The 26,529-nt window shown below is 43.9% G+C and carries 18 protein-coding genes; 9 read left to right on the forward strand and 9 right to left on the reverse strand.

The window, feature by feature from the left end:
- Positions 1–300 precede the first annotated feature (300 nt).
- From ADIS_RS07390 to ADIS_RS07410, 5 genes are all read right to left on the reverse strand, one after another.
- Complete coding sequence (locus tag ADIS_RS07390) at positions 301–534, reverse strand: hypothetical protein (RefSeq protein ID WP_010853780.1); 234 nt, start codon at positions 532–534, stop codon at positions 301–303.
- 353 nt (positions 535–887) lie between these two features.
- Positions 888–1,343, reverse strand: coding sequence for a hypothetical protein (locus ADIS_RS07395; protein ID WP_010853781.1), 456 nt, complete (start codon positions 1,341–1,343; stop codon positions 888–890).
- A 339-nt stretch (positions 1,344–1,682) separates the two neighbouring features.
- A complete protein-coding gene (locus tag ADIS_RS07400; RefSeq protein ID WP_010853782.1) occupies positions 1,683–3,002 on the reverse strand; it encodes an ATP-binding protein in 1,320 nt (439 codons plus the stop codon).
- A 26-nt stretch (positions 3,003–3,028) separates the two neighbouring features.
- A complete protein-coding gene (locus ADIS_RS22265; RefSeq protein WP_010853783.1) occupies positions 3,029–6,952 on the reverse strand; it encodes an Eco57I restriction-modification methylase domain-containing protein in 3,924 nt (1,307 codons plus the stop codon).
- 15 nt (positions 6,953–6,967) lie between these two features.
- Positions 6,968–10,240 carry a helicase-related protein gene (locus tag ADIS_RS07410; RefSeq protein WP_162141565.1) on the reverse strand — a complete coding sequence of 1,091 codons (3,273 nt, stop codon included), beginning with the start codon at positions 10,238–10,240 and terminating at the stop codon, positions 6,968–6,970.
- A gap of 458 nt (positions 10,241–10,698) precedes the next feature.
- On the opposite strand from ADIS_RS07410, the gene rpsA reads away from it, so the two are divergent.
- Positions 10,699–12,477 (forward strand): 30S ribosomal protein S1, encoded by a 1,779-nt coding sequence (gene rpsA, locus ADIS_RS07420; RefSeq protein ID WP_010853786.1) that lies wholly within the window; start codon positions 10,699–10,701, stop codon positions 12,475–12,477.
- A gap of 42 nt (positions 12,478–12,519) precedes the next feature.
- Here the strand turns inward: rpsA and ADIS_RS07425 are convergent, their stop codons facing one another.
- On the reverse strand, positions 12,520–13,761 hold the full coding sequence (locus ADIS_RS07425; protein ID WP_081634884.1) for a metallophosphoesterase family protein: 1,242 nt from the start codon (positions 13,759–13,761) through the stop codon (positions 12,520–12,522).
- A gap of 122 nt (positions 13,762–13,883) precedes the next feature.
- On the opposite strand from ADIS_RS07425, the gene ADIS_RS07430 reads away from it, so the two are divergent.
- From ADIS_RS07430 to ADIS_RS07445, 4 genes are all read left to right on the forward strand, one after another.
- Complete coding sequence (locus ADIS_RS07430; protein ID WP_010853789.1) at positions 13,884–14,960, forward strand: metallophosphoesterase; 1,077 nt, start codon at positions 13,884–13,886, stop codon at positions 14,958–14,960.
- Positions 14,961–15,046: 86 nt separating this feature from the next.
- Positions 15,047–15,460 carry an META domain-containing protein gene (locus tag ADIS_RS07435; protein ID WP_010853790.1) on the forward strand — a complete coding sequence of 138 codons (414 nt, stop codon included), beginning with the start codon at positions 15,047–15,049 and terminating at the stop codon, positions 15,458–15,460.
- A gap of 58 nt (positions 15,461–15,518) precedes the next feature.
- Positions 15,519–15,890, forward strand: a complete 372-nt coding sequence (locus tag ADIS_RS07440) for a hypothetical protein (RefSeq protein ID WP_010853791.1) — start codon at positions 15,519–15,521, stop codon at positions 15,888–15,890.
- Positions 15,891–15,910: 20 nt separating this feature from the next.
- Positions 15,911–16,456, forward strand: a complete 546-nt coding sequence (locus tag ADIS_RS07445; protein WP_010853792.1) for a DUF1349 domain-containing protein — start codon at positions 15,911–15,913, stop codon at positions 16,454–16,456.
- Between the two features lie 58 nt (positions 16,457–16,514).
- On the opposite strand, the gene ADIS_RS07450 is transcribed toward ADIS_RS07445, so the two are convergent.
- From ADIS_RS07450 to tsaD, 3 genes are all read right to left on the reverse strand, one after another.
- Positions 16,515–17,021: an HNH endonuclease gene (locus ADIS_RS07450; RefSeq protein WP_010853793.1), complete on the reverse strand. Its 507-nt coding sequence runs from the start codon at positions 17,019–17,021 to the stop codon at positions 16,515–16,517.
- 163 nt (positions 17,022–17,184) lie between these two features.
- Positions 17,185–17,649 carry an SsrA-binding protein gene (smpB, locus tag ADIS_RS07455; RefSeq protein WP_010853795.1) on the reverse strand — a complete coding sequence of 155 codons (465 nt, stop codon included), beginning with the start codon at positions 17,647–17,649 and terminating at the stop codon, positions 17,185–17,187.
- Complete coding sequence (gene tsaD / locus ADIS_RS07460) at positions 17,633–18,658, reverse strand: tRNA (adenosine(37)-N6)-threonylcarbamoyltransferase complex transferase subunit TsaD (RefSeq protein WP_035805125.1); 1,026 nt, start codon at positions 18,656–18,658, stop codon at positions 17,633–17,635. The genes smpB and tsaD overlap by 17 nt, the downstream gene beginning before the upstream one ends.
- Positions 18,659–18,700: 42 nt before the next feature.
- Here tsaD and ADIS_RS07465 point away from each other — a divergent pair, with 42 nt between their 5' ends.
- From ADIS_RS07465 to ADIS_RS07480, 4 genes are all read left to right on the forward strand, one after another.
- Positions 18,701–23,269: a translocation/assembly module TamB domain-containing protein gene (locus tag ADIS_RS07465; protein ID WP_238325405.1), complete on the forward strand. Its 4,569-nt coding sequence runs from the start codon at positions 18,701–18,703 to the stop codon at positions 23,267–23,269.
- A 39-nt stretch (positions 23,270–23,308) separates the two neighbouring features.
- A complete protein-coding gene (locus ADIS_RS07470; RefSeq protein ID WP_010853798.1) occupies positions 23,309–24,604 on the forward strand; it encodes a cryptochrome/photolyase family protein in 1,296 nt (431 codons plus the stop codon).
- A 113-nt stretch (positions 24,605–24,717) separates the two neighbouring features.
- Positions 24,718–25,683, forward strand: a complete 966-nt coding sequence (locus ADIS_RS07475; protein WP_010853799.1) for a Smr/MutS family protein — start codon at positions 24,718–24,720, stop codon at positions 25,681–25,683.
- 2 nt (positions 25,684–25,685) lie between these two features.
- Positions 25,686–26,516, forward strand: coding sequence for a hypothetical protein (locus tag ADIS_RS07480; protein WP_010853800.1), 831 nt, complete (start codon positions 25,686–25,688; stop codon positions 26,514–26,516).
- Positions 26,517–26,529 lie beyond the last annotated feature (13 nt).

Below are 26,529 nucleotides of genomic sequence, written 5' to 3' on the forward strand. Positions count from 1 at the left end.
TTTTTTAACTTAACCTCTGGTACCATTTTAGGGGAGTATTATATAGTTTCATTTTTTAGCGTTTGAACATAGACAATTTTATTGTTTAATTGTCTATGTTACTTTCATTGTAAGCAAACATCTTTTCAACATAGACAGTCAACCTGTCTATGTGTCTATGTTTAATATTTTCCTTTTTCTCGGTTTTGCTATCACTTTTTCTTGTAATGCTGATCCAACTCCTTCCAGATATAGGCACTATAATTTGGTCTCTTAAAAGACTATTGATTAAGCTTTTTGATCATTTCGTCAAAATCACTTTCATAGTTTCTTACCATCTTCGGCAGTATGTGCAAAAATTGCACATACTGAATCTGCTTCCAGCTCTTTGGTTACGGAAATATTTTTCACATGCTTCGTAACCACAGTCCTGTCCACTCCAAACAAAGACGCAATAGCTTTTTGGGACAGCCAAAAAGTACCTTTCTCAAAATAGACAGAAACCTGTACCTTTTTTTCGGCTACTTGGTATAAGAGTAAATTTCGTACCTGCATCAGTTTTTAATTTTCATATGTCTTTAATTGTTTTTCAATGGTCACAACCTGTCCCGGTTTATCGGGATGGAATCTCGCATGGTTGATAGTCCAAGTTTATATCGCTTGCGACTCGATCGATTTTAACTCTCCAATATAAACTTCAATATCTCAGGACTCAGCTCCTTAAACATCCCCATTCACTTCAGGATCAGACTGTTTGACTTAATCTCATTGATTACTTTTAAATGAACGGCGCCCTCATTTTCACAATGAACTGCCTCCTACAAACAGTTTTCCGCGACTTGTAATTACATACTGTTGATTAGGATCGTTTGCTTGTTCCATTGTGTAGTCCAACAATCTTTTTTCCCTTAGTGGCTTTTAATATAATCGTTCCGAAAGCGTTCCTTGCTTCTAAAACCTAACTTACCTGCTAATTCTTCTAAAGACATGGAAATAAGTGTCAGCAATAAAACGCTCAATAAGATCCTTGCACGTTTTTTTAAGAGCTTCCCACTTTTTTCAGTCCAACTCCCCTCTTTTTGGAGTTCATCAACCGCTAGGTTATTGTTTATCAGGAACCTAATATTTGTCAACTCCCCACTTTTTTCTGGCCAAGTTAGAATATTGAAAAAGGCCCGGATATTTGGATTCTTTGGTTCTGCGTCAAAAGTCTCCAGGTCTAAAGGCCCCGTAAATCTCCTCCGATTAAGAAAAGCGGAAACGGTATCATACAAGGTGTCAGGGATTCCATGTTGAGCCTCTTTAACCTCAATACGGAGTCCTTCACCTTGTACTAAAACTCGCTCTAATTCTCTTTTATCCATTTCTTCGTTTAGGTGGCTTTACGGTTTATTCCCTTGCTCGGGTTTGAACCCTGCTGATAAGTATTCGGGTTTTGGGCATTAGTTTAAGTTTTCTGTTCTAAACAATAGAAGTTAGTTTCATAGTTTTTGCCGTCTTCGGCTGTTTTTTCCAACAATGGGATAAATGAACTATTTTCCAACTTCCGTTGAAAGTAATCTAAGAGTGAAACTTTTTATCATCCAACACTTCTATATTGGTGCGGTCGTGCGCTTCTATTTTATTCCATAGTTTACTCATACGATTCGTCTTTTGGTCAATTAGCGGCCAATCACCGGCCCATTCGGCCCATTAGCGGCCAATTAATTCAGGGTATATTTTGCTCCTCGTCCTTTGGCAGTTGGAGCAGTAAAAATTCCTAATTCTACCAATTTACTCAACTCTTCAGTTGCTGTAGTTTTCCTAACGTCATTTAGCTTTTGGTAATCAGTATTCGAAATGGATGCATGTGCTTTAGCGAAAGTGACGGCCTTAATCTGTCTGTCATTCAATCCTAATTTTCTAAGCTGATCTTCGCTCAAATAATCTTTGAAAAGGGTGACGAGTACACCTCCATCAAGAGGCTTAATTTCTGGTTCAGGCAGCTCAGCATCTAAGCAAGATTTATAAATCTTCAAAGTTCCTCTACCCCAAGAATCAATATATCCTGCTTTAAAACAGGCATCTGCAATGATTGGATTACGCGGTCTTGAGCTATGGTTCCTTTTTAATGCTTCATAATCCAGCCCCTCTGGAAGGCTACCTTCATTCCAAATTGTGAGTTTGTCATCATACACCCGCATTTGGACAGAACTACCCATATAATTTCTGTGCACCAGCGCATTGAGTAGCATTTCGCGGATTGCTGCTACAGGGTATTCCCCTTTTTCAATCCGTTGTAGTCCTTTGAAGTCTATTCGTTTGGTGAGAAATTTCCTATTGAGTTGCTCTGTAACTCCTGATAAAAGCTGTATTAGGTTTCCTTCTTCAACCTCGTGAAAAATTAAATCTTCATCAGCTCCTGTAAATCGACCAATTTTCACTAAAATATTGGGATAGAATTTATTTGGATCTTTCCCGAATAATATGATAGCACCTCTCTTTAACTTTCCATCCTTTACTAAACGAAGCTTTTCTAAAATTTCAAAAGTACCCAGACCTGACACTTCCGGCATGCGGCCACTAATTACTGCGTCCTCTAAAAATCTCTTGAAACTGCTTTCGTCTATATCATCAATAGACGCTCCTTCTTCCACAACGTCATCCCAGGTTTTCCCGGCTTTTTTAAGAAGAAAGTCATTGAGTTGATTACCGGTTAATTCTAACTTGCTACTTCCCGATCGGTAATAATACCGTCCACGAAGTGAAACGGGCACAGAATAGGGTTTGGTAATGATTTCTATGAACTCCAAGTCATTTTCGGTTTGTAAATTTATATCACAAATAATCCCTAAACCATCTTTTATTCTATTGGGGAGTGTTTCTAAAAGCTGTTGGGCATCTTCCAAACCAATTACATTGCCGTCATCGTCCTTGCCAATATAAATAGTGCCGCCTTTGGCGTTTGCAAAACCACAAATCCATTTCAGATATTCCTCCCGCCAGGTTTCTTTCCATTCTATATGTTGGGATTCTTTGGTCATTGTTCTATAAATTACTTCAGGGGAAATCAACTCTCCAATATCACCTTCAATATCTCCGGACTCCTTTCCTTGAACATACCCATGCGCTTCACGACCTCATTTTCAGGATCAGACCATAGGGCATGCAGCTGCTCGATTATGGCTTCTTTTTCTGGATCAGACAAGACTTCAAAGTCCCTACCCTGCATCACTGCTTCTATATCCCGCTCCACAAATTCCAACACATCTATACCACGCTCTTTCATGTGGTCTGGGAAGTAGAGGTTTAGAATTAGTGAATCAATAATACTATCAAGTAGCGAGATTTGTATGCTTGAAATTTGTTTTGATTTTTCAATAAGCATAAAATCTACTAACTGAGTTAATGCTGGAATAAATTGATCATTAACCTTTATTGGCAACCTTTTTAAATTATTTGGATAAACATCAATAAAACCACCATATACGGACTCATAATAAAAATCAATTAGTTTACTATTCAATATCGAAATTAAATATTTCAAACTTAAACGTGAATCATTGTTGTAATTTGAATGTCTTAAAGGTAATGTACTTCTTTTTATTATTATCAAACACTTCTCAGAAGTATGTATTCCCAAATTATCAAGAATTGCAAGTATTCTTAAAAGACCTGAGCTTCTTCTAATTATAATTTTTTCACTATCAAATAATTCGGGGAATTTTGGTGATCGCATTAACTGTGGTGCACTATAATCTAACCAAGTATCTATTTTTGGAAAAGAGTATCTACCTTCTTTTGATTTCTTAATTGCAGACCCCTCAATATATGGTTTCAATCCTTGAGTAAAAGTGTTAGAAAGAACTTCAAATTTACTCCTTCCTGATATTGTAAGACCGTTTTCTCCTCTACTTTCCTTCCCGTGAATTTCAGCTCCTGTTGATATATAAAATAATTCATCTAATGGGAATGTATTTACTCTTATTTCATCTAAAATCTCAGCGATTGAATCCAAATTTTCAGTTCTAAACATATGTTGACTAGTTTTTCTATATTTATCAACATCAATTTGGTATTTCTCAAGAAAGTTGTTGTCAATAAAATCCCTTATAGAAACACTATAAGACATTTTATTTGTTTTTTGAATTATTGGTATGCAAGATGGAACTGTAGCATTCTCAAAAATTTTTTCATTATGTAAATCAACAATACTCAGCAAATGAAATTCATTTAATATTAATGTTCTAATTCCTTCGGCAAAGGGCTGATTCAAAAACCCAAACGGAATAATGAATGTGAAAATCCCATTTTGATTTAAAATATTAAGTGATTTCTCAGCAAAGGCTATATATAAATCCCACTTACCTTGAAGAGTCTTATAGGATGTGTCTTTATTGAAATAATTCCTGTCATGGATAGACATATTATTGGCGCTGACATAAGGCGGATTTCCAATTACCACATCAAAACCATCTTTAATCTCAGGATAAAAAATGGTTGGTTCAAAAAAACTTACGCTTTCATTGTTGAAGATATTTTCAAAGCTCTCCCAATTTTGAATATCCCTCTCATAATTCTGAATCTGCTCTACATATTTTTTCTGTTTGGCGGCAGTTGAGGTATTTTTTTCTTTTTCCAGCCTATTCTGAAATTGCCTAACAATGTTCTTATTGACTTCCACTATTTCATGTATTACCCCGGCTATCTGCTCCTTTTGATTGTTTTTTTCTTCCGGGTCACTGATGCTAAAATACTCTTTGGTAAGCTGCTGAAAGCGTGGCAATAAATTCCGTTCTACCATATAGGTTTCTGCCACTTCATTATTTGGCGCACCTATCAAGGTATTGGCCGCTATCAGTTTAAAGTCCATATTGGGTAGTGGCTCAAATCCTCTATTGGGTTCACTTTCCTTTTCTGTTTGGTCCACCAATAGCGAAATGAAAAAACGCAGTTTACTGATCTGAATGGCGATGGGCTGTATATCTACACCATAAATACAGTTTTGGATCAGGTAAAGCTTGCGCCCGTAGTTCAACTCATTATTGCGGAAGGCTTCCTCTATTTTGTTTTTGCTTTCCTTTAAGCTTCGTATCACCTGTTTTCTTACACCTGGGTCACTAAAGCCCTCTGCCTCTGCTATCAGTCGGTTTACCCGTTCTATTTGGGTTTCTTTCCAAAGTTCATTTTCAGGATCAAGTTTGTGCAGCACATCCACCAGCTTGAGCAATATACCCATAGGGAATGCCCCTGATCCGCAGGCAGGATCTAATATTTTGCAATGATCGATCAATTCCACAATTTCTTTGGTACTTTCCTGATCAAAAGGATTGACATCTCGATGCACATCAAATAGGGCGTTTAATTTTTCGTTTAGTTCTTCTTCTTTTCCCAGCCAAGGGGACTCACTTGTACCTTCTATTTGTTTTCGTTCCCTCCTTGATTCCTTGCCGGTAAAATCATAGATAATTTCTTCTGTATAATTCTCCTCTTTTAAGAGTCCGTTTTTCAAATAGGCCTTTAGACTTTCATCTACCATGTAATTGACGATCTCTCTTGGGGTATAAAAAGAGCCCGTTTGCTTTCTGGCTGTTTCTCCCGTTTCGGGATTATAACTGGCCAGTAGGTTTTCAAATACTTTTCCCAATAGTTCGGGGTCCAGTGCGATGTCCTCTTCAAGGGGTGTATTTTCTTCTATGGTAAATTTGTACACATCAAAAAGCGAGATGATACCTTTTGTCTTTACAGCTTTCCACTTATTTTTATCTGAGGCATCTTTAAAATATTCGCTAATGTCAGCCTGCTCTTCGTCTCCGAAAAAAAGCTGATTGGGGAAAACAGGCTGGTTTTTTTTATGTCTTGTAAACCCATCTTCTACTATTCCTTTTTTCTTGTCATCCAGGCAATCAAATAATCCGCCATTCAGAAATGGGACTTTATTGAACAGATTTTCTATTGTTTCTTCGGCATCCAAAAACTGGTCTTCATATCGATAATATAAAGGATTTCCATCTTGTTTAGGATTCTTTTTGTTTTTACTTATCCAGCTACGCTGCTCTACAGGCATGTTTAGCGTAGCAAAAAACAAGTTTTGCAGAACGGCGGTATAGTATTGGTTCGACTCATTATCATCAGCCTTAAATTGCTTAAGAATAGATTTGAGTTCAGCCGGATCAAATAATTTTTGGCTTACCAAGCCCTTTTCCTTCATAAACCAAACGAAAAGTATCCGTGAAATAAAGCGAATTAAAGATTCAGAGCTGTGTTTATCAGCATCAATGTTTTTGGAATTAGGGAATGTGACATTTTGCTTTGCCCACAAATACCATTTGAAAAGTTCATTATAGAAATCTTTATTAAGCTCCTTGGTATTTAACACCTTTCTCCAGTAGTCGTGCAACGCTTGGAAGCTTTTTATTTTTGTAGGGTCGATACGAAGACCAGAAGTATTCTTATCTCCCACAATAATTTTCCGATGGGCCGCATGGGGTTTATTTACGTCAATATCTTTTAATAAAGAAACCTTGCCAGCCTTTTCCCCTTCTCGGTTTTTATACACATAGGCAGTCCGCTCAGCATTGGCGAAGGTGATCTTTCCATTGTATCTAAAAATCACCGCTACCGGAGCTCCCAAACTTTTTCGGTTAAGCCAACGGGTAATTTCGGCCAAGCGGCTTCGGGTTGGTGTTTGAGCGCTCAGTTCCACGCCAAATACCAGGATGGATTCGTATTTCCCTCTATCCAGTTCCTGTTCGGCCTCCTCCAGGGTACTTTCATCTCCTTCTGCATGGAAAGTCTGATCGGATAATTTCCCTCCAAAATAGATGGCCTCTATATCGCTGAGCTTGTCGGGTGAAAGATCCTTCAATACTGCAGAAACAGGAAGGGCTCTTTCTGTTTGGGTTTTGAGATTTAAGGACAACTGTTCCTCAAAAAAACGGCGGATGCCTTTCCCTAAATTGGCTTCGTCTTGAAAATATATTTTTAAATCCATGTCTTCATAGTGTAATTATTGAACAGCAAACCAGCAGATCAGGTCAAAATTTTCTGCTTGGTACTTTTGATCCAAGAAAGCCTGCTCTTCATCATCCTGATCGTCTTTTTTGTCAAAATTCAAGTCTCCTGCAAAAATATTATCTATGGCATTTTCGACCTCCCGACCTGCCTGAATATCCAGCCAGCTTAAGAGCGTCTCTGAATAATGCTTCAATACTTTTTCCTCCCCGGCATCAAGGCCTCTTGGCAAAGATCTGTTTTGAGCCTTTTGGGATTGAAGCACAGCGAGTATTTCTTTGGGGTTTTTGAACACCATTTTCTTTCCCTTATCCAAGTACATCAAATGCAGTTCTTTATACTCGTGATCCATCACCCCTGCAGCTTTGGCAGGATATCCCATCAAGGCAATCATTCCCTCGGGAATGGACTGGTTAAACAAGTCCGGATTGGCTTTGAAGCCCGTGAAAACGCCATTGGGTATGGCTTCCAGTTCCTTTTTCTTACTTTGAAGCAATTGGAAGAGTTCCTGTCTGAAATTCTCCATGGACAGGTCCGCAAAAGAGAAATTTTTGATATCACCTTCCACTTCTTCGATCTTCTCCGTCATCTGACGGAGCATTTTGGCTTTCTGGATTTCCTGAGCCTGCTCACTTTTGGCCTTTTCCCCAATCCGCTCATTGAAACCTTTGGGCACCTCCGCACCTGCCAGTTTCATCGCAGCAACCCGTACTTCCACTCTATGCTGTAGATTGAGGTAGGTATTGATATCCTCCGTTGGCCAAAAGTTCACAGCAGAAACTCCATCTTGCATATTCGGCGAACCGATACGGTCTATCCTACCAAATCGCTGCACGATCCTCACCGGATTCCAATGCACATCATAGTTTACCACCAAGTCTGCATCCTGCAAGTTTTGTCCTTCTGAGAGGCAGTCTGTGGTAATCAGGATATCGATTGGGTTTTTAAGTTTTTCATTCACCGAGGACTTATGGCTGTCTATGTAATCTTTCCAGGCCAAAAAATTATCCCAAGAAGAAATGGCTTCATTGGGGTGGAAATCCGGCCATTCTTTTTCCATAAAGAGCTTGGTGTATGGGGCAAATCTTTCCAAAATGGGCTCGAAGTCTCCAAAAGGAAGTTCTTCGCCTGCTACATAGGATTTGGACCCGGTAACTACGGCCATTTTACCAAAGCCTCTCTTTTGGAGTTCTTCATACAGATACATGGCAGTATCTTTGAAAGAGGTAAATATGATCAGTTTTTTGTTGCTGTTGTTCTTTTGGGACTGCTGCTTTTCTCGAATGATTTTGATCAAAGCCTCCAGTTTGATGTCCTTACTTTGGTCACCAGTTTCAGCTTTTACTTCGTTTTCGAAGGTTTCCAGGTTTTCTTTTAAAGTTTTCAATTTGGCCACATCCAATTCCAAGTCTTCGATAAAGAAATCAAGATTGCCCAAGGCCTCAATATCTGAAAGCTTGATTTCTCTTTTGCCCAGCGTATATTCTTCCTCTTCTTCTTTTTCCTCTTCATCTAGCATGGATTCGATATCCAAGGTAACCTGATTGGTTGCCGTCTTCTTATTTTTATACTGAACTGCGATGTCCAAGGCATTCTCGTGATGGGCGAGGATTCTTCCCACAGTCACTTGGAAAGACTTCCAGGAAGATTCAAAACGCTTGATCATCAGGATATACATCATCTTGACCAAAAATCTATCCTGAATTCTGGCATCCTCTACGGCACTGACCTTGACCGAGGAGGAAATAGCATAGATACTTGGTTTATAACCTGCCAATACATCCGGAAGAGCAGCTTCCAGTGATTCAAAGCTATTGATATCTCCAATATTCCTGGGGGAGCAGTATTTATTGATGGAACCATTATTTTGAGGGAATTCCAGTCCGTCAATTTTGATCAGTTCCCTTGTCCTGGACACAACCATGGCATCTGTCATTCGCATAAAGCTATCTCCCAATCTACTGATCAGGTGGTCAACATTCTCATCGGCTTTATTGACCCACTCTATAAATTGCTTGTCCGCATCTTTGAATAATTTGTCCAAACTCGGCACACCGAGTGTTTCCCTGAATCCATTATTCTTGCCTTTTACAAAGAACTTAAATTGGTTTTTGATGTCCTTGAGCTTGGTATTGATGGGTGTGGCTGACAAGAGTAATACTTTCACATCCTGATTTTTTTTCAGGATTTCATCCATGAAAAACTGATACCTGGAAGAACTGTCATTTCTCAGGTTGTGTGATTCATCTATGACAATCAGTTTTGGCCGGTCACTTTGGAAATAATCCTCAATCTTGTAACCATCTGGTTTTCTTTCCAATCGGTCATCCTGAAGATCAGAATGCCAACGAATCACATAATCCAACTTATCAACTTCAAACCTTGAGTTTTTCTTTCGTTGATATTTGGTCCAGTTTTGATGTAGTTTTTTGGGACAGATCATGATGATTTCATAATTCCGCATCTGGAAAAACTTCATCACAGCCAATGCCTGCCAGGTTTTACCCAAACCTACCGCATCTGCCAATATTGCTCCATTGTAGGATTTGAGCATTTTGATCAGGCTGAGTACACCTTTTTGCTGGAAAGGGTAGAGCGTCTTGAATATGACAGTATTCTCCAGACTTCCTATCTGAGCCCTAAACTCTGGATCATGATCAAACTTCAAAAAATCGTTTTTAAACAGTTCGTACAGAACTTTATAGTAAAGTTGCTCAGGTGTGTATTTTTTATGATAATCTCTGATCAGGGAGATCAGGTATTCTTTAAAGGGAATTTTCTTTCCTTCAATCACGACCTCTTCTTTGGCATAGCTATGGTTCCAGAGGTCTTTGAACCAATCCTGTAATTCCCTGTAATCATTATTGCCGCCAAAATCAGCCGTGTTCAATTCAATATTCGACGAGAATTTAAGCCCCAAACCCGCCTCTGTCATATTGGAGCTTCCCACAACCAAGAAATTTTTTTGCGGATCATTTTTTTCTTCTTCAAATAAATAAGCCTTGGCATGGCAGAAATTCGGTTTAAGTGTTTTCACTTTTACCTTGTCCTGTTTCAAAAATTGGATTGCCAAATCAGAGTCCCTTAGAGAATTGACCCCGCTTTTCAGGCTGAGGTTATCTGATAGTAATTGATAGACTTTTTCTTTGGTACTTTCTGTGGTAGCCAAGTCACCTATCACCAAATTATACTCGGTCACAAACTCATCAAAATGTTCATGAAAGCGCGCCAGTCCAGATGGTGAAAAGTACCCAGTCACCACATTCATTTTGCCATTTCCCCTGAGATATTTTTTAAAGAATTCAAAAACCTTAGTTGGATGGTTCTTATTGGTGGATTTATTGTCAAGCAGCATAAAACAAAAGCCTCTAATCTCAAAAATTCCTTTTCGAACAAATCTAACCAAATTGCGGCATAAATCCCGCCGTTGGTATCGATATTAACCCTACGGAAAGGCAATTTTGCCGAACGTGAATTGCCTGACAAAGGCGTTCTTCTGGTAGAAGCTTTTTATCAGGAAGGAGCCACGCCCACTGAGCCCATTGCCCCGCCCCCTCCCAAACCAATAACCCCCTAACTTTTTGTCTCTAAGCTGTTTCGATTCCTGAAAAAAGTTGTAAATTTGCACTCCGTTCGGGTGAACGGCCCTTTGTGGGGAATTCAAAACAACTAAAAACCTCAACCCCAAGGCCCAAGGGTTGTTGATATTCAGGGCCATAGATTATTATGCCAAATAACGAAGATTTTAACTGGGACAAGTACGAAACCAAAGGTTTTGGAGAAGGCTACACCAAAGCAGAGCGCGCCGAAATGGAAAAGCTCTACGACAAAACCCTCAATGAGATCACCGAAAAAGAAGTGATCACGGGTACGGTGGTAGGCATCAACGACAAGGACGTCATCATCAACATCGGCTTCAAGTCTGATGGCCTGGTTCCCCTGAGCGAATTCCGGGACCTGGAAAACCTCAAAATCGGGGATGAAGTAGACCTCTTTATCGAAGAGCAGGAAAACGCCCTCGGACAACTTGTCCTCTCCCGTAAAAAAGCCAAAATGGTGAAAGCCTGGCAGCTGATCGAAGACGCATTGGAGTTTGACAATGTGATCGAAGGATTGGTGAAAAGAAGAACCAAAGGTGGTCTGATCGTAGACATCTACGGTGTGGAAGCCTTCTTGCCGGGATCCCAGATAGACGTGAAGCCAATCCGTGACTTTGACATCTATGTGGGCAAGAAAATGGAAGTGAAAGTGGTGAAAATCAACCACGCCAACGATAACGTAGTCGTTTCTCACAAAGTCCTGATCGAAAAAGATCTGGAAAAACAAAAAGCGGAAATCCTCAACAACCTGGAGAAAGGCCAAGTGTTGGAAGGTGTGATCAAAAACATGACCAACTTCGGTGTATTCATCGACTTGGGAGGTGTAGACGGCCTATTGCACATCACCGACATCTCCTGGGGACGTATCAACCATCCAGAAGAAGTGCTTAACCTGGACGACAAAGTTCAGATCGTGGTACTTGACTTCGACGATGACAAGAAGCGTATCTCCCTCGGCATGAAGCAGCTTACGCCTCATCCATGGGATTCCCTATCTGCCACCCTGGAAGTTGGTTCCAAAGTGGAAGGCAAGATTGTCAATGTTGCGGACTACGGTGCGTTCCTGGAACTTGCCCCCGGCGTAGAAGGATTGATACACGTATCGGAAATGTCCTGGTCGCAGCACCTGCGCAACCCAGCCGACTTTGTGAAAGTGGGTGACGAGATCGTAGCGGTTGTATTGACCCTGGACAAAGATGACCGCAAAATGTCGCTGGGCATCAAGCAGCTTACCGAAGATCCATGGACCAAAGCGGAAATGGGAAGCAAGTATGCTGTAGGCACCAAGCACAAAGGCATCGTAAGAAACCTGACCAATTTCGGCCTGTTCCTCGAACTGGAGGAAGGAATCGATGGATTGGTTCACGTATCTGACCTGTCCTGGACCAAGAAAATCAAGCATCCTTCCGAGTTTGTAAAAGTCAGCGAGGAACTAGATGTAGTGGTGTTGGAACTGGATCTGGACAACAGAAGGCTGGCCCTAGGCCATAAGCAATTGGAGGAAAACCCTTGGGATACCTTCGAAAGCGTATTCCCTGTAGGATCCGACCATAAGTGTACCATCATCTCCAAAAACGACAAAGGTGCGATCTTGGAGCTTCCTTACGGACTGGAAGGCTTTGCTACCACCAAAAACCTGGAAAAGGAAGATGGAACACAGGCAGAAGCTGGAGAAGCACTGGACTTCAAAGTGATCGAATTCTCGAAAGACGACAAACGTATCGTGCTTTCCCATACCGCCACTTTCAAAGAAGATGCTTCGTTGAAAGGCAAGAAAGCCGCCGGCAAGAAAAAACCTGCCGCGACCGAAACAGCTACTCCAGCTGCGGAAAAGTCAACCTTGGGAGATTTGGATGCACTGTCCGCCCTGAAAGAGAAGATGGACGAAGAAGCCAACAAAAAATAATGAGGCTTTAATAACAGTAATATGAAGCGCTGAGGGACTCCTTCAGCGCTTTTTTTTGGGGGTTAGGTTTATCTCACCAATCAGTTCGCCGTCGTCCCGGATCATTTTGGCTCGCAGATCATCCTTCGTACAATCCAGTTTGATAATCGTCCGGTTACCTGAGATGGGCCCTCCCCCTATCATCACCGGAAAGCGATGATCCCCATCGGAAGGATGTATGCCATATCGGTGGGTATGTCCGGACAGCATTAAATCTACCTCTCCTTGATTCAGCAAATCCCCAAACATCTCCCGGCAGTGGGTAGGTCCGTGCCAATCGCCGGAATGCCATAGAGGAATATGAATCAGCACCAACCGAAAGGATGAATTTCGGAACTCCTCCGACCTGATTTCCTTTTTCAGCCATTCCCGCTGTTCTTCCCGGTATGGATCAAAAGCCACCATCCCCTTGTACTCCCAGTTATCATCCGACTTATCCTCACCCCCATCCAACACAACAACTCTCAGTGGGCCTCGGCTAAACGCGTGGTAGTACTTTTCATCCACAAAAGAGAAGTACTGGGGTATATGACGGGCAAACGCGCCACGTACTTCGTGGTTACCCTGCACGAACAAAAAGGGGACTTCCTTGGCAAACACCTCCACACAGGGACGTAAAAACTGACGGATTACCTGCTCTTCCGACTCCGTATTGTCAAACACGTCTCCATTGAATACCACCAGATCAAAATCCCGTTCGTTTCCGTGGTATCCGAACCTATACAGCATCTCCGGGATCGTCTGTGATCGCTCGTGGTGATCGTTAAACACCAACATCCTAAAACGATCCTCCCGCAGCTCTGGCGTTTGAAAGGTATAAATCGGACTTGTATAGGTCTCGCCAAAGTAAAACTGCGAACCACTTACCCGCACGATCTCGGTAGAAACAATCCGGTACTTGTGGAACCTCCCGGATTTGATCCCCTTCAGTCGGATTTTATTTATTCGGTTGTTGCCCTGAATCAAGCCATTATGAACCTCGAAAAACTTCCTGTGAAGGTGATTCCCATCGCCATACTCCACCCAACTGAAACAGTTCCGATCGGTAATCCACATAATGGTGGCCTCGTCGTGCAGGACATTTTGGAGGTAAGGGCCCGCCTGCACATGCAAGGGGTCGCGATCCTCCCTAGCCGGGAGAGCCGAGGGAGATAGTACACTCAGCGAGCCCAAAGCGGTTATCTTCTGAAGAAAAGATCGCCGGCCGGCCGCCGTGATAGGAGAATTTTCAGCATTTTCTGGCATAACAAAACAATCAAAGACGTAAATTTACCTTTCCAAAATAGAAAATTTCCCTATCGAAAAAAACAAAGATTGGTTCTAAGGGCAAATTACTATCTTTAACAATTACCTAAAACAAAAAAAACATGAACTACCGTAGCATGCTGGCCTATTGGTTGGTGTTTTTGTGGCTGGGGCTTTCCGCTTCCGCCCAGACCCAATCCTACCAGGCTCCCGGGCTTGAAAAGGAAGGCGCCTGGACGATGGTATTGATCCCGGACACACAATCTTACGTCAAATTCAAACGGAATCAACCCCTATTGGACCTGATGGTCAATTGGGTGGATGAGCATATTGACCCACTAAATGTGAAATTGGTACTGCAAGTCGGGGATTTGGTGGAACAAAACGGTCTGATGAACCCGGACGGTACGGCCGCCAATCAAACCGGTACGCAGCAATGGGAGGCCGTTGCCAGGTCCTTTGCTACCATTGACCACAAAGTCCCCATGATAGCTACCACGGGAAACCATGATTTCGGTATCGTGAACATCGAAAATAGGCAGACATCCTACAACAAGTACTTTCCCCTCGAAAAAAACCACCATAACCACCGCATGATACGGGATGTCGCACTGGATGAAAACGGGATGCCTACCCTGACCAATGCCACCTACGAATTCACGTCGCCGGAAGGGAGAAAATTCCTGGTTTTGGTACTTGAGTTTGCGCCAAGGGAAGCGATGCTGCAGTGGGCAATCGAAACCATAAACAGAGACGCCTATAAAAACCATACCGTCATCTTGCTGGCACACTCCTACTTGGACAGAAACAGCGACCATATAGAGACAGAAGGATACCCCATCACAGACCGAAACTACGGCAAGGCCATTTGGGAAAAACTCGTCAAGCCCTCCAAAAACATCCAACTGGTTTTTTCGGGGCATATTGGTGCCCCGGATGATAAAGCCGGACATGTAGGATTCCGTACCGACACCAATGCCGGAGGGAAGAAAGTACATCAAATGACCTTCAATGCCCAGGCGCTGGGCGGTGGGTGGCACGGAAACGGCGGCGATGGTTGGTTGCGGCTGTTGGAGTTTCAGGGAAATCGGGTATCCGTACGTACCTACTCACCCCTGTTTGGTATTTCTCCCAGTACGCAGCACCTTGCTTGGGGTTCGGACGCCTTTGCTCCCTTTTCGTTTGAGCTGGATGACTGATTAATGGAAAAAAATGGCTACCAATGTAGCGTTGGGTAAGATTTTTGCGTCATAGCTTTAGAAAGCTAAACCAACTATACACAATCATGACGAAAAAGATTACCGTTGCGCTGCTGGCGCTTGGCCTATTGGCCTATGCCTGCCAACCGGACCAAGACCCACCGCAGATCCAGTCACTTGCGCATACCGAATGGGAGGTGACCGGTTATTTGACAGCATCCGCTTCAGCCATGCATAGCAGTCCCATTCGATATAAATTGGCCTTTTTGAGCGACTCCACCTTTCTGCTCAAGCTGGACGCCAATGTGTTGACAGGCAAATTCGCATATGGATCGGATGGAAGTTTCCAGATTTTGGAAACCAAAAAAACGAAAGATTGCTGTGACAACGAATACGCACTGGAAATGGAGGTCATTTTCAAAAGTGCAACCGAATTTATCATTCGCCAAGATAGAAGTACGTTAATGGGAGACGGTGAACTCTACCTAAGAAGAAAATAACGTTTAGTCGATGAACGTATACCGAATAGTCGCTTGGTTATTTTTGGTAGGGATATAGTTGTCCTGCGGCGAGGAGGACGATATCATTGCCTGCAATGCGTTCCCGACCGTTGACAACGCACTCTACGTGCAACTGGTTCACGACGTCCAGATATCCCAAGTGTCCATCCTGTCTGGATGCCTGGAAATCCGGTATGCGTACCAGGGCTGTGAGGAAAACAGGGCAGCCGCGTTGGTATTTGATGACCGTGTGGGCTATAGTTCCCCTCCAACGCGCTGGGCCAGACTATTTATGGAGGAAGCAGGCGACTGTGCACAATCCCATTCCAACATCTTGCGAGTGGATCTCTCACAGGTGCAGGCGGCTGATTTTAACAGTATGCAAATCATCTTGGAGGGATGGCCTGATCCGGTGGTATACACCTACTAGTTTATACAAAAAAATCCTATATGCTCGAACAATTTACTTGGATCAACGAACCCAAACACTGGGAAATCACCGAAGGCACATGCCATATGAGCACCGATCCAAAAACAGATTTTTGGCGGAAGACCCACTACGGGTTTGTTCGGGACAACGGACACTTTTTGTATACCGAACTCTTTGGCAGTTTTGAAATGAAGGTAAAAATCACCGGTAGCTACCGGGATCTCTATGACCAAGCCGGGCTGATGCTGCGCCAGGACGAAGCCAACTGGCTAAAGACCGGGATAGAATACGTACACGGACAGCAGCAGGTGAGTGCTGTAGTGACCCGAAACTATTCCGACTGGTCGGTCAGTCCGTATGCTGGCAATCCCCCCCACCTTTGGCTGAGGCTGACCCGCGAAGGCGACTTTGTGGAGATTCACTACTCGCCCGATAATATCCGGTACGACCTGCTGCGCATCGCCTATATGACGCCATCTGAATCGATTTTCGCGGGATTGATGGCTGCCTCTCCTGATGGGGAGGGATTTGACGTAGCCTTTTCTGATTTGCAGATTACGCAGTAACGGTACAAGATGATCGCATGTACGCCGGCCCGGTAAAGATCTGCGGAGTTTTTCACCATTATACCAGCTTGCTATGGAGAAAGGGAAGCCATTCTTCGGCATGTCGCTCGGCATATTCCGCCAAAAAGTAGGAAAGTGTGGGCCTAAAGGGCTGCTGCCGAAGGTGCATGCCAGCCTGTTCCGGTGTTTTGTCACCCTTCACCGTATTGCATCGATGGCAGGCAGTCACCAGGTTGTTCCAACTGGTTTTACCACCTTTTGATTTGGGCACGACGTGGTCAATGGTCAGGTTTTTGGACGACCCACAATATTGGCACCGCATGTGGTCCCGCTTAAAAATATTGATTCGATTGAGCATGACACCCCGGTAGGGAATGTTTTTGTATTCATACAATCGGATCACCGCTGGATAATGAAAATCCCTGTCCACCGTCCGAATCTTCAGGTAGTCAAACGTGGCGATGGGAACGGCCTTTTCAAGAAGAGTCAATATGATTGCTTTTTGAACATTTACCACGGCTACGGGTGTATGGTCTAGATTCAGTACCAATACTTTCTTTTCCATTCGCTCTATCATACAGACAATCGCTTGACGACTTGTTGAACCCGATTTTTAGGACAAATGTTTCGTTGTTAATGGGACTACACCAAACAGGTAATCCGTATTCAGCAGTGCAGCATCCCGGATTGATTTTCAACCAAATGACCTCATTTTTCTCCACAGCAGGTTATAGCACCATCCGCTGAAGATCCCGCTTGGCATCCTTCTCCTTGATGGATTGGCGCTTATCGTGGGTCTTTTTACCCTTTGCCAAGGCTATTTCAACTTTCGCCAGGCCACGGTCATTTATAAACACTCTCACAGGAACAATCGAAAGGCCTTTCTCTGAAAATTTGCTCTCCAATTTATTCAACTCTTGGCGGTTTAGCAACAGTTTTCTTTCCCTGACCGGATCGTGGTTATAGTAGACGGTAAGGCTGTAGGGTGCGATGTGCATCTGCTTGATAAAGAGCTCTCCCTTTCGAAAGTAACAGTACGCCTCCGTGAGTGAGGCCTTCCCTTCCCTCAGTGATTTGATCTCGGTTCCGCGCAGGGTAATACCCGCGACATACTTGTCTATAAACTCGTATTCGAAACTTGCCTTCTTGTTTTTTATGTTGATGGTTTTTTCAAACCTATTTGTTTTTGCCATGGTCTCCAATTTTCATTTTTGCAGAAGGACTAACGTCCAAATCACAAAATATTCCTTTTTGATACTTAAAATGCCCAGCCATGGCGATCATGGCTGCGTTATCTGTACAATACTCCAGGCGGGGAATAAACACCTGCCATCCCAGTTTCTCCGACAGCCCAGCCAACGCTTTTCTCAAGCCCTGATTGGCGGAAACACCGCCGGCGATTGCAATTTGATCGATCCCATACGTTGTGGATGCCTTCATCAGTTTTAACAGCAGCATTTTGATAAGCGTATATTGAATCGAGGCACAAATATCCGGAAGCCGCTTTTCAATAAAACCGGGATCACCCTGAACCCTGTCTCTGAGAAAATACAGCACCGCCGTCTTGATACCACTAAATGAATAATTCAGTCCTCTCATACTGGTGATGGGAAATACAAAAGCGCCTGGGTTTCCCGTTGCCGCAAGCTTGTCTAGGTGAGGGCCTCCCGGATAGGGTAATCCAAGCAACTTTGCCGTCTTGTCAAAGGCCTCCCCTACTGCATCATCCAGTGTTTCCCCAATCACTTCCATATCCAGATAGTCCCGGACGAGCACCAACTGGGTATGCCCTCCACTCACTGTTAGACAAATAAACGGAAAGGAAGGTTTGGGATCCTCTATAAAATGGGCCAAAATATGGGCTTCCATGTGGTTTACCTCGATCAAGGGAAGGTCTAGGGCAAATGCAAAGGACTTGGCAAAGGAACCACCCACCAGCAGCGAGCCCATCAATCCAGGTCCCCGGGTGAACGCGACGGCACTCAACTCCCCTTTGCTGATACCCGAATCGGTCAATGCTTCATGGACGACGGGTACCACGTGTTGCTGATGAGCCCTTGACGCCAACTCGGGAACCACCCCTCCATATTTCTCATGGACAGATTGTGTGGCTATTATATTATTGAGTACTTTGCCATCAGAAATCACCGATGCAGACGTTTCATCACATGAGGACTCGATAGCTAAGATATTTACCGTCATTTGGTTTTGCGATTGGAAAAGAAGGCGAAAGTTACGGAAATTTTGCGTAAAGCACTTAGGCTGCTTTCCAGGGTGACCCTGTTCTTTTTGCTGCTGTTTCTTTTGATTGTCGGTCTGCTCCAAATCCCCTATATACAAACCGCTATCGCCGGATACATCACTTCATTGATCTCCGAAAAAACAGGCTATAAATCAACCATCCAATCTGTGAATATCCGCTGGTGGGATGCGGTCAGTCTTCGGGATGTGACGGTTTATGACCTAAAGGACAGCTTGATGGCGGAACTGGACGAGGTCTATATCGATTTTTCGATCAAAGGCCTGTTGGATGCCCAGAATCCCGGACTGGACGAAATTTCCCTCAAAAAAGGGAATGTCCGCCTTATTACCCACCCCGGCGATATCCAACTTAACATCAACGTATTCCTCGAACGCTTAGGCCAATTGGTAAAGCGGAACAAAGCGGAAAGGAAATCTACCCGTTTCCTGATTGACGCCATCAATTTGGAAAATACCTCTCTGGATATTTTGGACTACAATGTCGTTTCGCAAGCGAATACTTTTGATTACAGTAGGCTGAGGTTTCGGAAGCTTGTTGCCAAAGCGAGGGATTTCCGCGTATACGCCGATACCCTGTCCTTTGATCTAAGTTTCCTAGAGGGAACCGAAGCCACCTCTGGGATTCCGATTGAGCAATTGCGTACGTCTTTCACCTACAGTTCTACAGGAATGGAATTGGCCAAGCTTTACCTCAAGTCCAACGAGACGGTGATCAAAGACTACCTCCGCTTTTCCTATGAAAGCGCATTGAGCCTTCGAAACTTCACGGAAGAAGTGCAGCTTTATGCAAGTTTGGACGCGGCGGCGTTGCATTTGCCAGATCTTTCCTATTTCTCTTCCAATTTTCCGGATATCGATGATGTGCTGTATTTGAGTGGTGACGTAGAGGGCAGCATCAAGGAGCTGCATTCCGATGAGCTGTTGCTACGTTTTGGTGAACGTAGTGCCTTGTTTGGAAAATTCAACATCCGGGGATTGCCCGATATCTCGGACACCTACTTTAACCTTTCCCTGGTTAATTCCACCCTCATTCACACCGATCTGAGCCCCTACGTAAGTGCGGAGGCCCAAAAAGAATTGGATAAATTCCGGGATATTCGTTTCAACTCGGATTTTTCGGGTTACCTGTCGCAGTTTTCGGCGAGTGGTGAATTCCGTACCCGCATAGGGACCTTGCGGGGGCGGGTTAACGTTAGGTATTCAGACAACAACACCCCTTACTACCATGGGAATATGGAAGCGGTCAATTTGGATATCGGTATTTTACTGGAAGACAGGAAGCTTTTCCAAAAAGCCAGTTTCAGGGGCAATTTCAAAGGGTCTGGATTAACTGCGGAAACTGCTCTGATTGAACTGGACGCAACTTTCAGAAACCTCGGCATCAACGATTACAACTACACGGGAATCAGCACAAACGCGACGGTCGGAAAAGAGCTGTTTACCGGTCGATTGAATGTCAAAGACCCAAATTTGGTCATGGAGCTTGATGGCACGCTGGATCTTCGAAACCAGAAAGATTCCGCCAACCTGATCCTAAAATTGGACACTGCCTTTTTACAGGAGCTAAAGCTTACCGAAAACAACCTGTTCCTAAGCGGAAGCTTCGAACTCGATACCAAAGGAATAGACCTGGACAACATAGAGGGGGTGACGCGGTTTAGGGATGTGCTTGTGAGTTATGAGGGCAGGGATTTGTTCCTAGACTACTTTCTTTTCCAATCTCTCTTCACTGACGACTCCCGCGTAATTTCGTTCAATTCAGACCTGTTGGTGGCTGGTATCACCGGCAAATTCAAGGTTGCCCAACTAATCAGTGATGTCCAAGAGCTTTGGGGAGACTACCTTGCCATTCTTACGAATGACGAGAGAAAGACACGGATCTCCAAAGGTGACGAAGAATACTACATTGACCTGTACGTGGACCTTAGAGATCCAAATCCCATTATCAATTTGCTGGAACCAACGCTATACATTTCCAATCAGACAATCCTGGAGGGGGCTTTCTACCAAACCACTGACAACACCGTATTCAATTTCTTTGCGGCCATCGACACGATATACTTCAACGGCAATTATTTCCTGGACAACAACATTGACTTCAACACATCCAAAACAAAGCGTTCGGACGATGTGTTGGCTTCGTTTTACCTGTATTCGAAGCAACAACAATTGCGGTCGGGCCTTACCTTCCACAATTTTGCGTCCGAGGCTATTTGGAACGAATCGAAAGTCGACTTGCGCCTCGGACTTGACCAGCTTGCTACGGATAGTTACGTCCGAATCAACAGTGAAATTCTTTTGGAACCCGGAAACACTGTGATTACGCTGGAACCTTCTGAAATCAAACTGTTGGAAAACTTTTGGGAGTTTGAACCGAACAACGGCATTCTGCTAAAAAAAGACGAGGTAGTCTTTGATAATGTAAAGCTTTTCAACGAAAACCAGTTTATATCCGCCAATGGAAAGATCAACTCCAATCCCGCCGAATCATTGGACATCATCGTCAAGGATGTCAGCTTGGATTTTTTGAATTCTTTCGGCAAACTTCAGTACCAGGGAATTGCAAATGGAGAGATCATTCTCACCGAATACCAGCGCAAAGAGGGGTCAGAAGGATACCTAACCATTCGGGACATCCACATAAATGATTTTTTGATTGGTGACATCGATGCTTCGGCATTTTTTGAAAACGAGTCCATCTTCATCCGGATAGACAATTTTAGAGAAGGAAAAAAGTCCATTGAAATCCGAGGTACCATGGACGATCTCGAAAACACACTCAATCTAACCGCCATCTTTGAAGAAACAAACCTCGCCATTTCCGAACCCTTCCTGACCGGCTTGGTCTCCGATTTGGATGGTACTGCTAGCGGAAGATTACAAATCTCAGGCACACTTGGCAAGCCTGAAATCATCGGTCAGGGAGCGATCAACGAAGGGCGGTTCAAGTTCGATTACCTAAACACTTACTACTTAGTGGACGGCGATGTATTGTTTGATCCAAACGAGATCAGCTTCCGCGCTGTTACCCTCCGCGACGTCAACAACAACCGTGCATCACTATCCGGAGGGCTGACACATGACAATTTCTCAAACTTTATCGTGAACCTCAATGCATCCCTGTCCAACATGCAGGTGCTCAATACGTCCCTGGCAAACAACGAACTATTCTATGGAACCGCATTTGCATCGGGGACTGTATCCGTTTTTGGTGCCTTTAACAACCTCGAAATTACGGCAAACGCCACCTCCCAACCCAATACCCGGATCTACATCCCCCTTACAAGTAGTGAAGGCCAGACCCAGGAAGACTTCATCACCTTCATCAATGTACACGATACAGTAGGTATGGTGTCCGCTGCACGGCAAGCCGACAATTCAGCCATTAGCAATCTCACGCTAAACCTAAATCTGGATATAAACCCCAACGCCTATATTGAGATTCAAATCGATCCGAGGACAGGTGAAACCATTCAGGGACGGGGAAGGGGTGTCCTTAACCTGAACGTAGATACGCAGGGGAACTTCAACATGACAGGCAACTATGAAATCGTGGATGCATTGTATAATTTTTCCCTATACAACATTATCAACAAGCGTTTTGTCATTGAGCCGGGTGGGCGAATCACCTGGTTCGGCGATCCCTATCAGGGAACTATGAACATACGGGCAAGCTACGAAGAAAACGTTTCTATGATCGGACTACAAAACAACCCGAACGCGTCCGAATTTGAAACCGCCGAATTAAAAAGACGGTACCCGGTAAAAGTCCTCATGACGCTGGAAGGGCAACTGCTGTCTCCGGATATTTCTTTTGCTTTTGACTTTTCGGCCTTTCCCGAGGGCAGTGAGCTGCAAACCACCATTTCCGCTTTCCAAAACCGGCTAGCAAATGACGAGCAGGAAAAAAACCGCCAAGTGTTCTCCCTAATCATGCTGCGAAGGTTTTCACCTCCGGGGCAGTTTAGTGGAGCAGGCATCGGCTTTTCAAACCTAAGCCAATTGGTGTCTTCCCAGTTAAACAGTCTAATTTCACAGGTGGACCAAAATCTGGAAATCGATTTTGACCTGACGGCACTGGACGAAAGTGCACTGGAGACTTTCCAGCTTCGCGTGGCCTATACTTTTCTTGACGGACGGCTTCGGGTAACACGGGACGGTGGTTTTACAGATCTTCAGGGAAATGCCGATTTCAACACCATTGCCGGAGATTGGCAGGCAGAATACCTGCTGACCGAAGATGGCCGCTACCGCGTGAGGGTCTATAACCGAAACAACTTCAATACGCTGACGGCCCTGAGCATCAACAACCGGGCACCCAACACGTATGGCGTGTCGATATCGCAAAATCTTCTGTTCAGTTCATTCAAAGAACTCTTTCAAAACATAGCCAGGAAAAATCGAATGTCCCCCTTATTTATAGACGACGACAATATCCTGAGAGACCGCATCGAAATCGACTTGGACGAGTTGGCACCCGAGCTATTTAAGCCGGATGTAGAGACAGAACGCCCACCAATACAGATTCTGGACCGTCCGGCAGATTTCTAAATAATTGAAACATTTCGGCAGAACAATGATTTATATTGGATGGAAAAAATCACTTTATTCTGGTTCAGAAGAGACCTAAGGCTGGAGGATAACGTAGGGTTGTACTATGCGTTTAGCCAAGAACGCAACGTACTGCCTTTATTTATTTTTGATACCGAGATCCTGAATAAACTGGAGGACAAATGCGATGCCCGGGTCGGTTTTATCCATGCCCAGCTTCAAAGACTAAACCAGGAATTGGCTGCTTTTGGCAGTACCCTTTTGGTAAAGCTTGGAAGTCCGTTGTCTGTATACGAACGTCTTATGAAAGAATACGACATTCAATGTGTGTACACCAACCGCGACTACGAACCCTACGCCAGAGAACGAGACAAAGCCGTGGGCGAACTTTTGAAATCCCGCCAAATTCCGTTTTATGACTTTAAGGATCAAGTGATTTTTGAGCAGAACGAGATCTTGACAGATTCGGGCCAACACTACAAAGTGTATACGCCCTACAGCAGAAACTGGAAAGCAAAGCTACAGTCGACCAAGCTGACCCCCCTCCACTTGGACGCCAACCGGAAGGGTTTTTACCAGACCAAGCCCTTTGCCATTCCGAGCTTGATGGATATTGGTTTCGAACCCTCACCTATACAAATCCCCCCGATCGAAATCAATAAGCCGCTCATTCGACAATACGACAAGACCAGGAACTATCCGGCGACAGCAGGCACAACTCGCCTAGGCATTCATCTTAGATTTGGCACTATCAGCATTCGAAAGCTGGTGTCTGAGGCCACTTCACTTAATGAGACCTATCTCAATGAGCTGATTTGGCGGGAATTTTATATGATGATCCTCTACCACAACCCAGAAGTGGTCACCCAATCATTCAAAAAAGCCTACGACGCAATCCCTTGGAGAAACAACGAAGCGGAGTTTACCGCCTGGTGTAATGGCAAAACAGGCTACCCAATTGTAGACGCCGGTATGCGTGAACTTAACGCTACTGGGTACATGCACAATCGGGTACGTATGATTACGGCCAGCTTCCTTACCAAACACCTGTTGATCGACTGGCGTTGGGGGGAGGCTTATTTTGCCAAAAAATTACTGGATTTCGAGCTGGCGTCCAATAACGGTGGATGGCAATGGGCCGCCGGAACTGGAACAGACGCCCAACCTTACTTCAGGATATTTAACCCCAGTTCCCAACAAGAAAAATTTGACAAGGACGGGGCTTATATAAAGAAATGGGTACCGGAATGGGGATCAGAAAGCTATCCCAAACCAATTGTTGACCACAAATTCGCACGCGCACGCGCGCTGGAAACCTATAAAGGTGCGCTTTAGCCGCTTGCACCGGCAAGCTTCTCAGTTGTCGTCGGGAAAAACCGTATATTTTTCGTGATTTTTTCTGTTCTTTACGAGAAGAAATCAACTTGCTGGTTACTGAACCGAAAGAAATGAATATAGGCGATAGAGTACGACTGCTTCACGGAAAAGAAGAGGGCATTGTTTCAAAGATTTTACTGGGCGGAGAGGTGGAAATTGAAATTGAAGAAGGCTTCCGCATTCCCGCGTTGAAATCAGAGGTCGTCGTGATCAGCGAAGTTGAGGATAGCTATTTCAAGAAAGAAAAAGCCCAACCTACCTCCAACCTCAGCAAAACCGCAGATCGGATCCCAGCGGACAACGAGGCCGGTCTTTTCCTTGCCTATATTCCCTACAATGATCAAAATCACGGCGTTTACCTTGTAAATAACCGAAAGAAAGACTTCCTTTTTTCGGTATCGGAAATCCATGGAGATAGCAGCAAAACCCTAGCTGCCGGTGTGGCAAAGACAAACTCCTCGAATCGGGTAGACGAGAAATCCATCAAGGATTTTGAAAGCTGGCCGACATTGTTGATCCTACTTATCCCCATAAACAGTAGGATCGAGAAAACCGAAAAACCATTTGAACGCCGGGTCAAGTTTAAGGCTTCCGCCTTTTTTAAAAGCAAAGGCAAATCCCCGATCCTGAACAAAGATGGATATGTCTTTCGCTTGGATCAGACCATGTCCGATCTGGATGTACAACAGTTGAACCGGGATCTCAACCCAACGGATTCCGGTGAAAAACCTATTGGCAGGCAATTTACCCGTCCCGAAAAAGAAATCGACCTGCACATCGAAAAGCTAAGCACAGGGCATGAATTTCTTAGCAATTCGGAAAAGCTTAGGTTACAAATGGAAACCTTTGAAAAAAACCTGAATTACGCCATCGCAACGGGAATGGATGAGATAACTTTTATTCACGGGATCGGAAATGGGGTTTTGAGAAAAGAAATACACCGCTACCTCAGTCAGCTAACCCATATCAGCTACTTCAAAGACACCCATAAAAGCAACTTTGGCTATGGTGCCACCCTAGTCAAAATCCACGAGTAGCCATGGAAAACCATCAGGTCAAAACCCTTGCCTATTTTGAAATGCACCTGGAGGAGGGCAAATCACTTTTTGAGGATCTCACACGCAAAATACGCTCGAAAAAGGCGATAAATCTTGAAAGCAAACTATTTTTCTTTCAAGTCTACCTGGAACTCTTGGGTAAAATCCATTTCAAGGAAAAAACGTTGCGTCTGACTCATTTTAGCCCATTTGACCTGATTTTCCGCAGTCTAAAGCGAATTCACCATATCAAGTTGATCGAGCAAAAACTGACTGATTTACAATCTACAACCGGGGAACATTATCCAGCTTACGGGCACGAAATCGGGCAACAGAAAAAGGCAATTTATACAGATGTATTCGATACCCTCGTAGCAGCCCCACTCAAAATTTGGGAGGATCTTTATGTGACCGTGTTTAGCTATTCAAAAGGCCTAACGCCTCTTCAGCTGAACACCGCAAGTACACAGATTATCAACGAGGAAACCGAATTTGCCAAATTTGACCTGTTGCAGGGGTCTACCCCTACCGCCCTCAAGAATGTCTACGAGACACTTCAGAAAATCACCCAGTTGGAGAACTTGCGACAACAGGGCAGGTTAAACCCTGTGTTTACGGACCTAGTCCACGAAAAAATCCGTATTCTCACCGAATCAAACTATGCCTGGTATCAAAACCATCTGTTTTTTCAACATTTCATCCATTTTCTCTCCGACACGCAATACATGGAGAAGAAACACCTCCTTCTGGCAAAAAAGGTCAAAAAGGAACATAAAGCACTTACCGAACAGGCGTTGAAGCTGAGTACGGAACTATTTACCCATATTCTCTAATCAGACAACCGGT

Source organism: Lunatimonas lonarensis (assembly GCF_000390185.1).
In the GTDB taxonomy this organism is placed as follows: domain Bacteria; phylum Bacteroidota; class Bacteroidia; order Cytophagales; family Cyclobacteriaceae; genus Lunatimonas; species Lunatimonas lonarensis.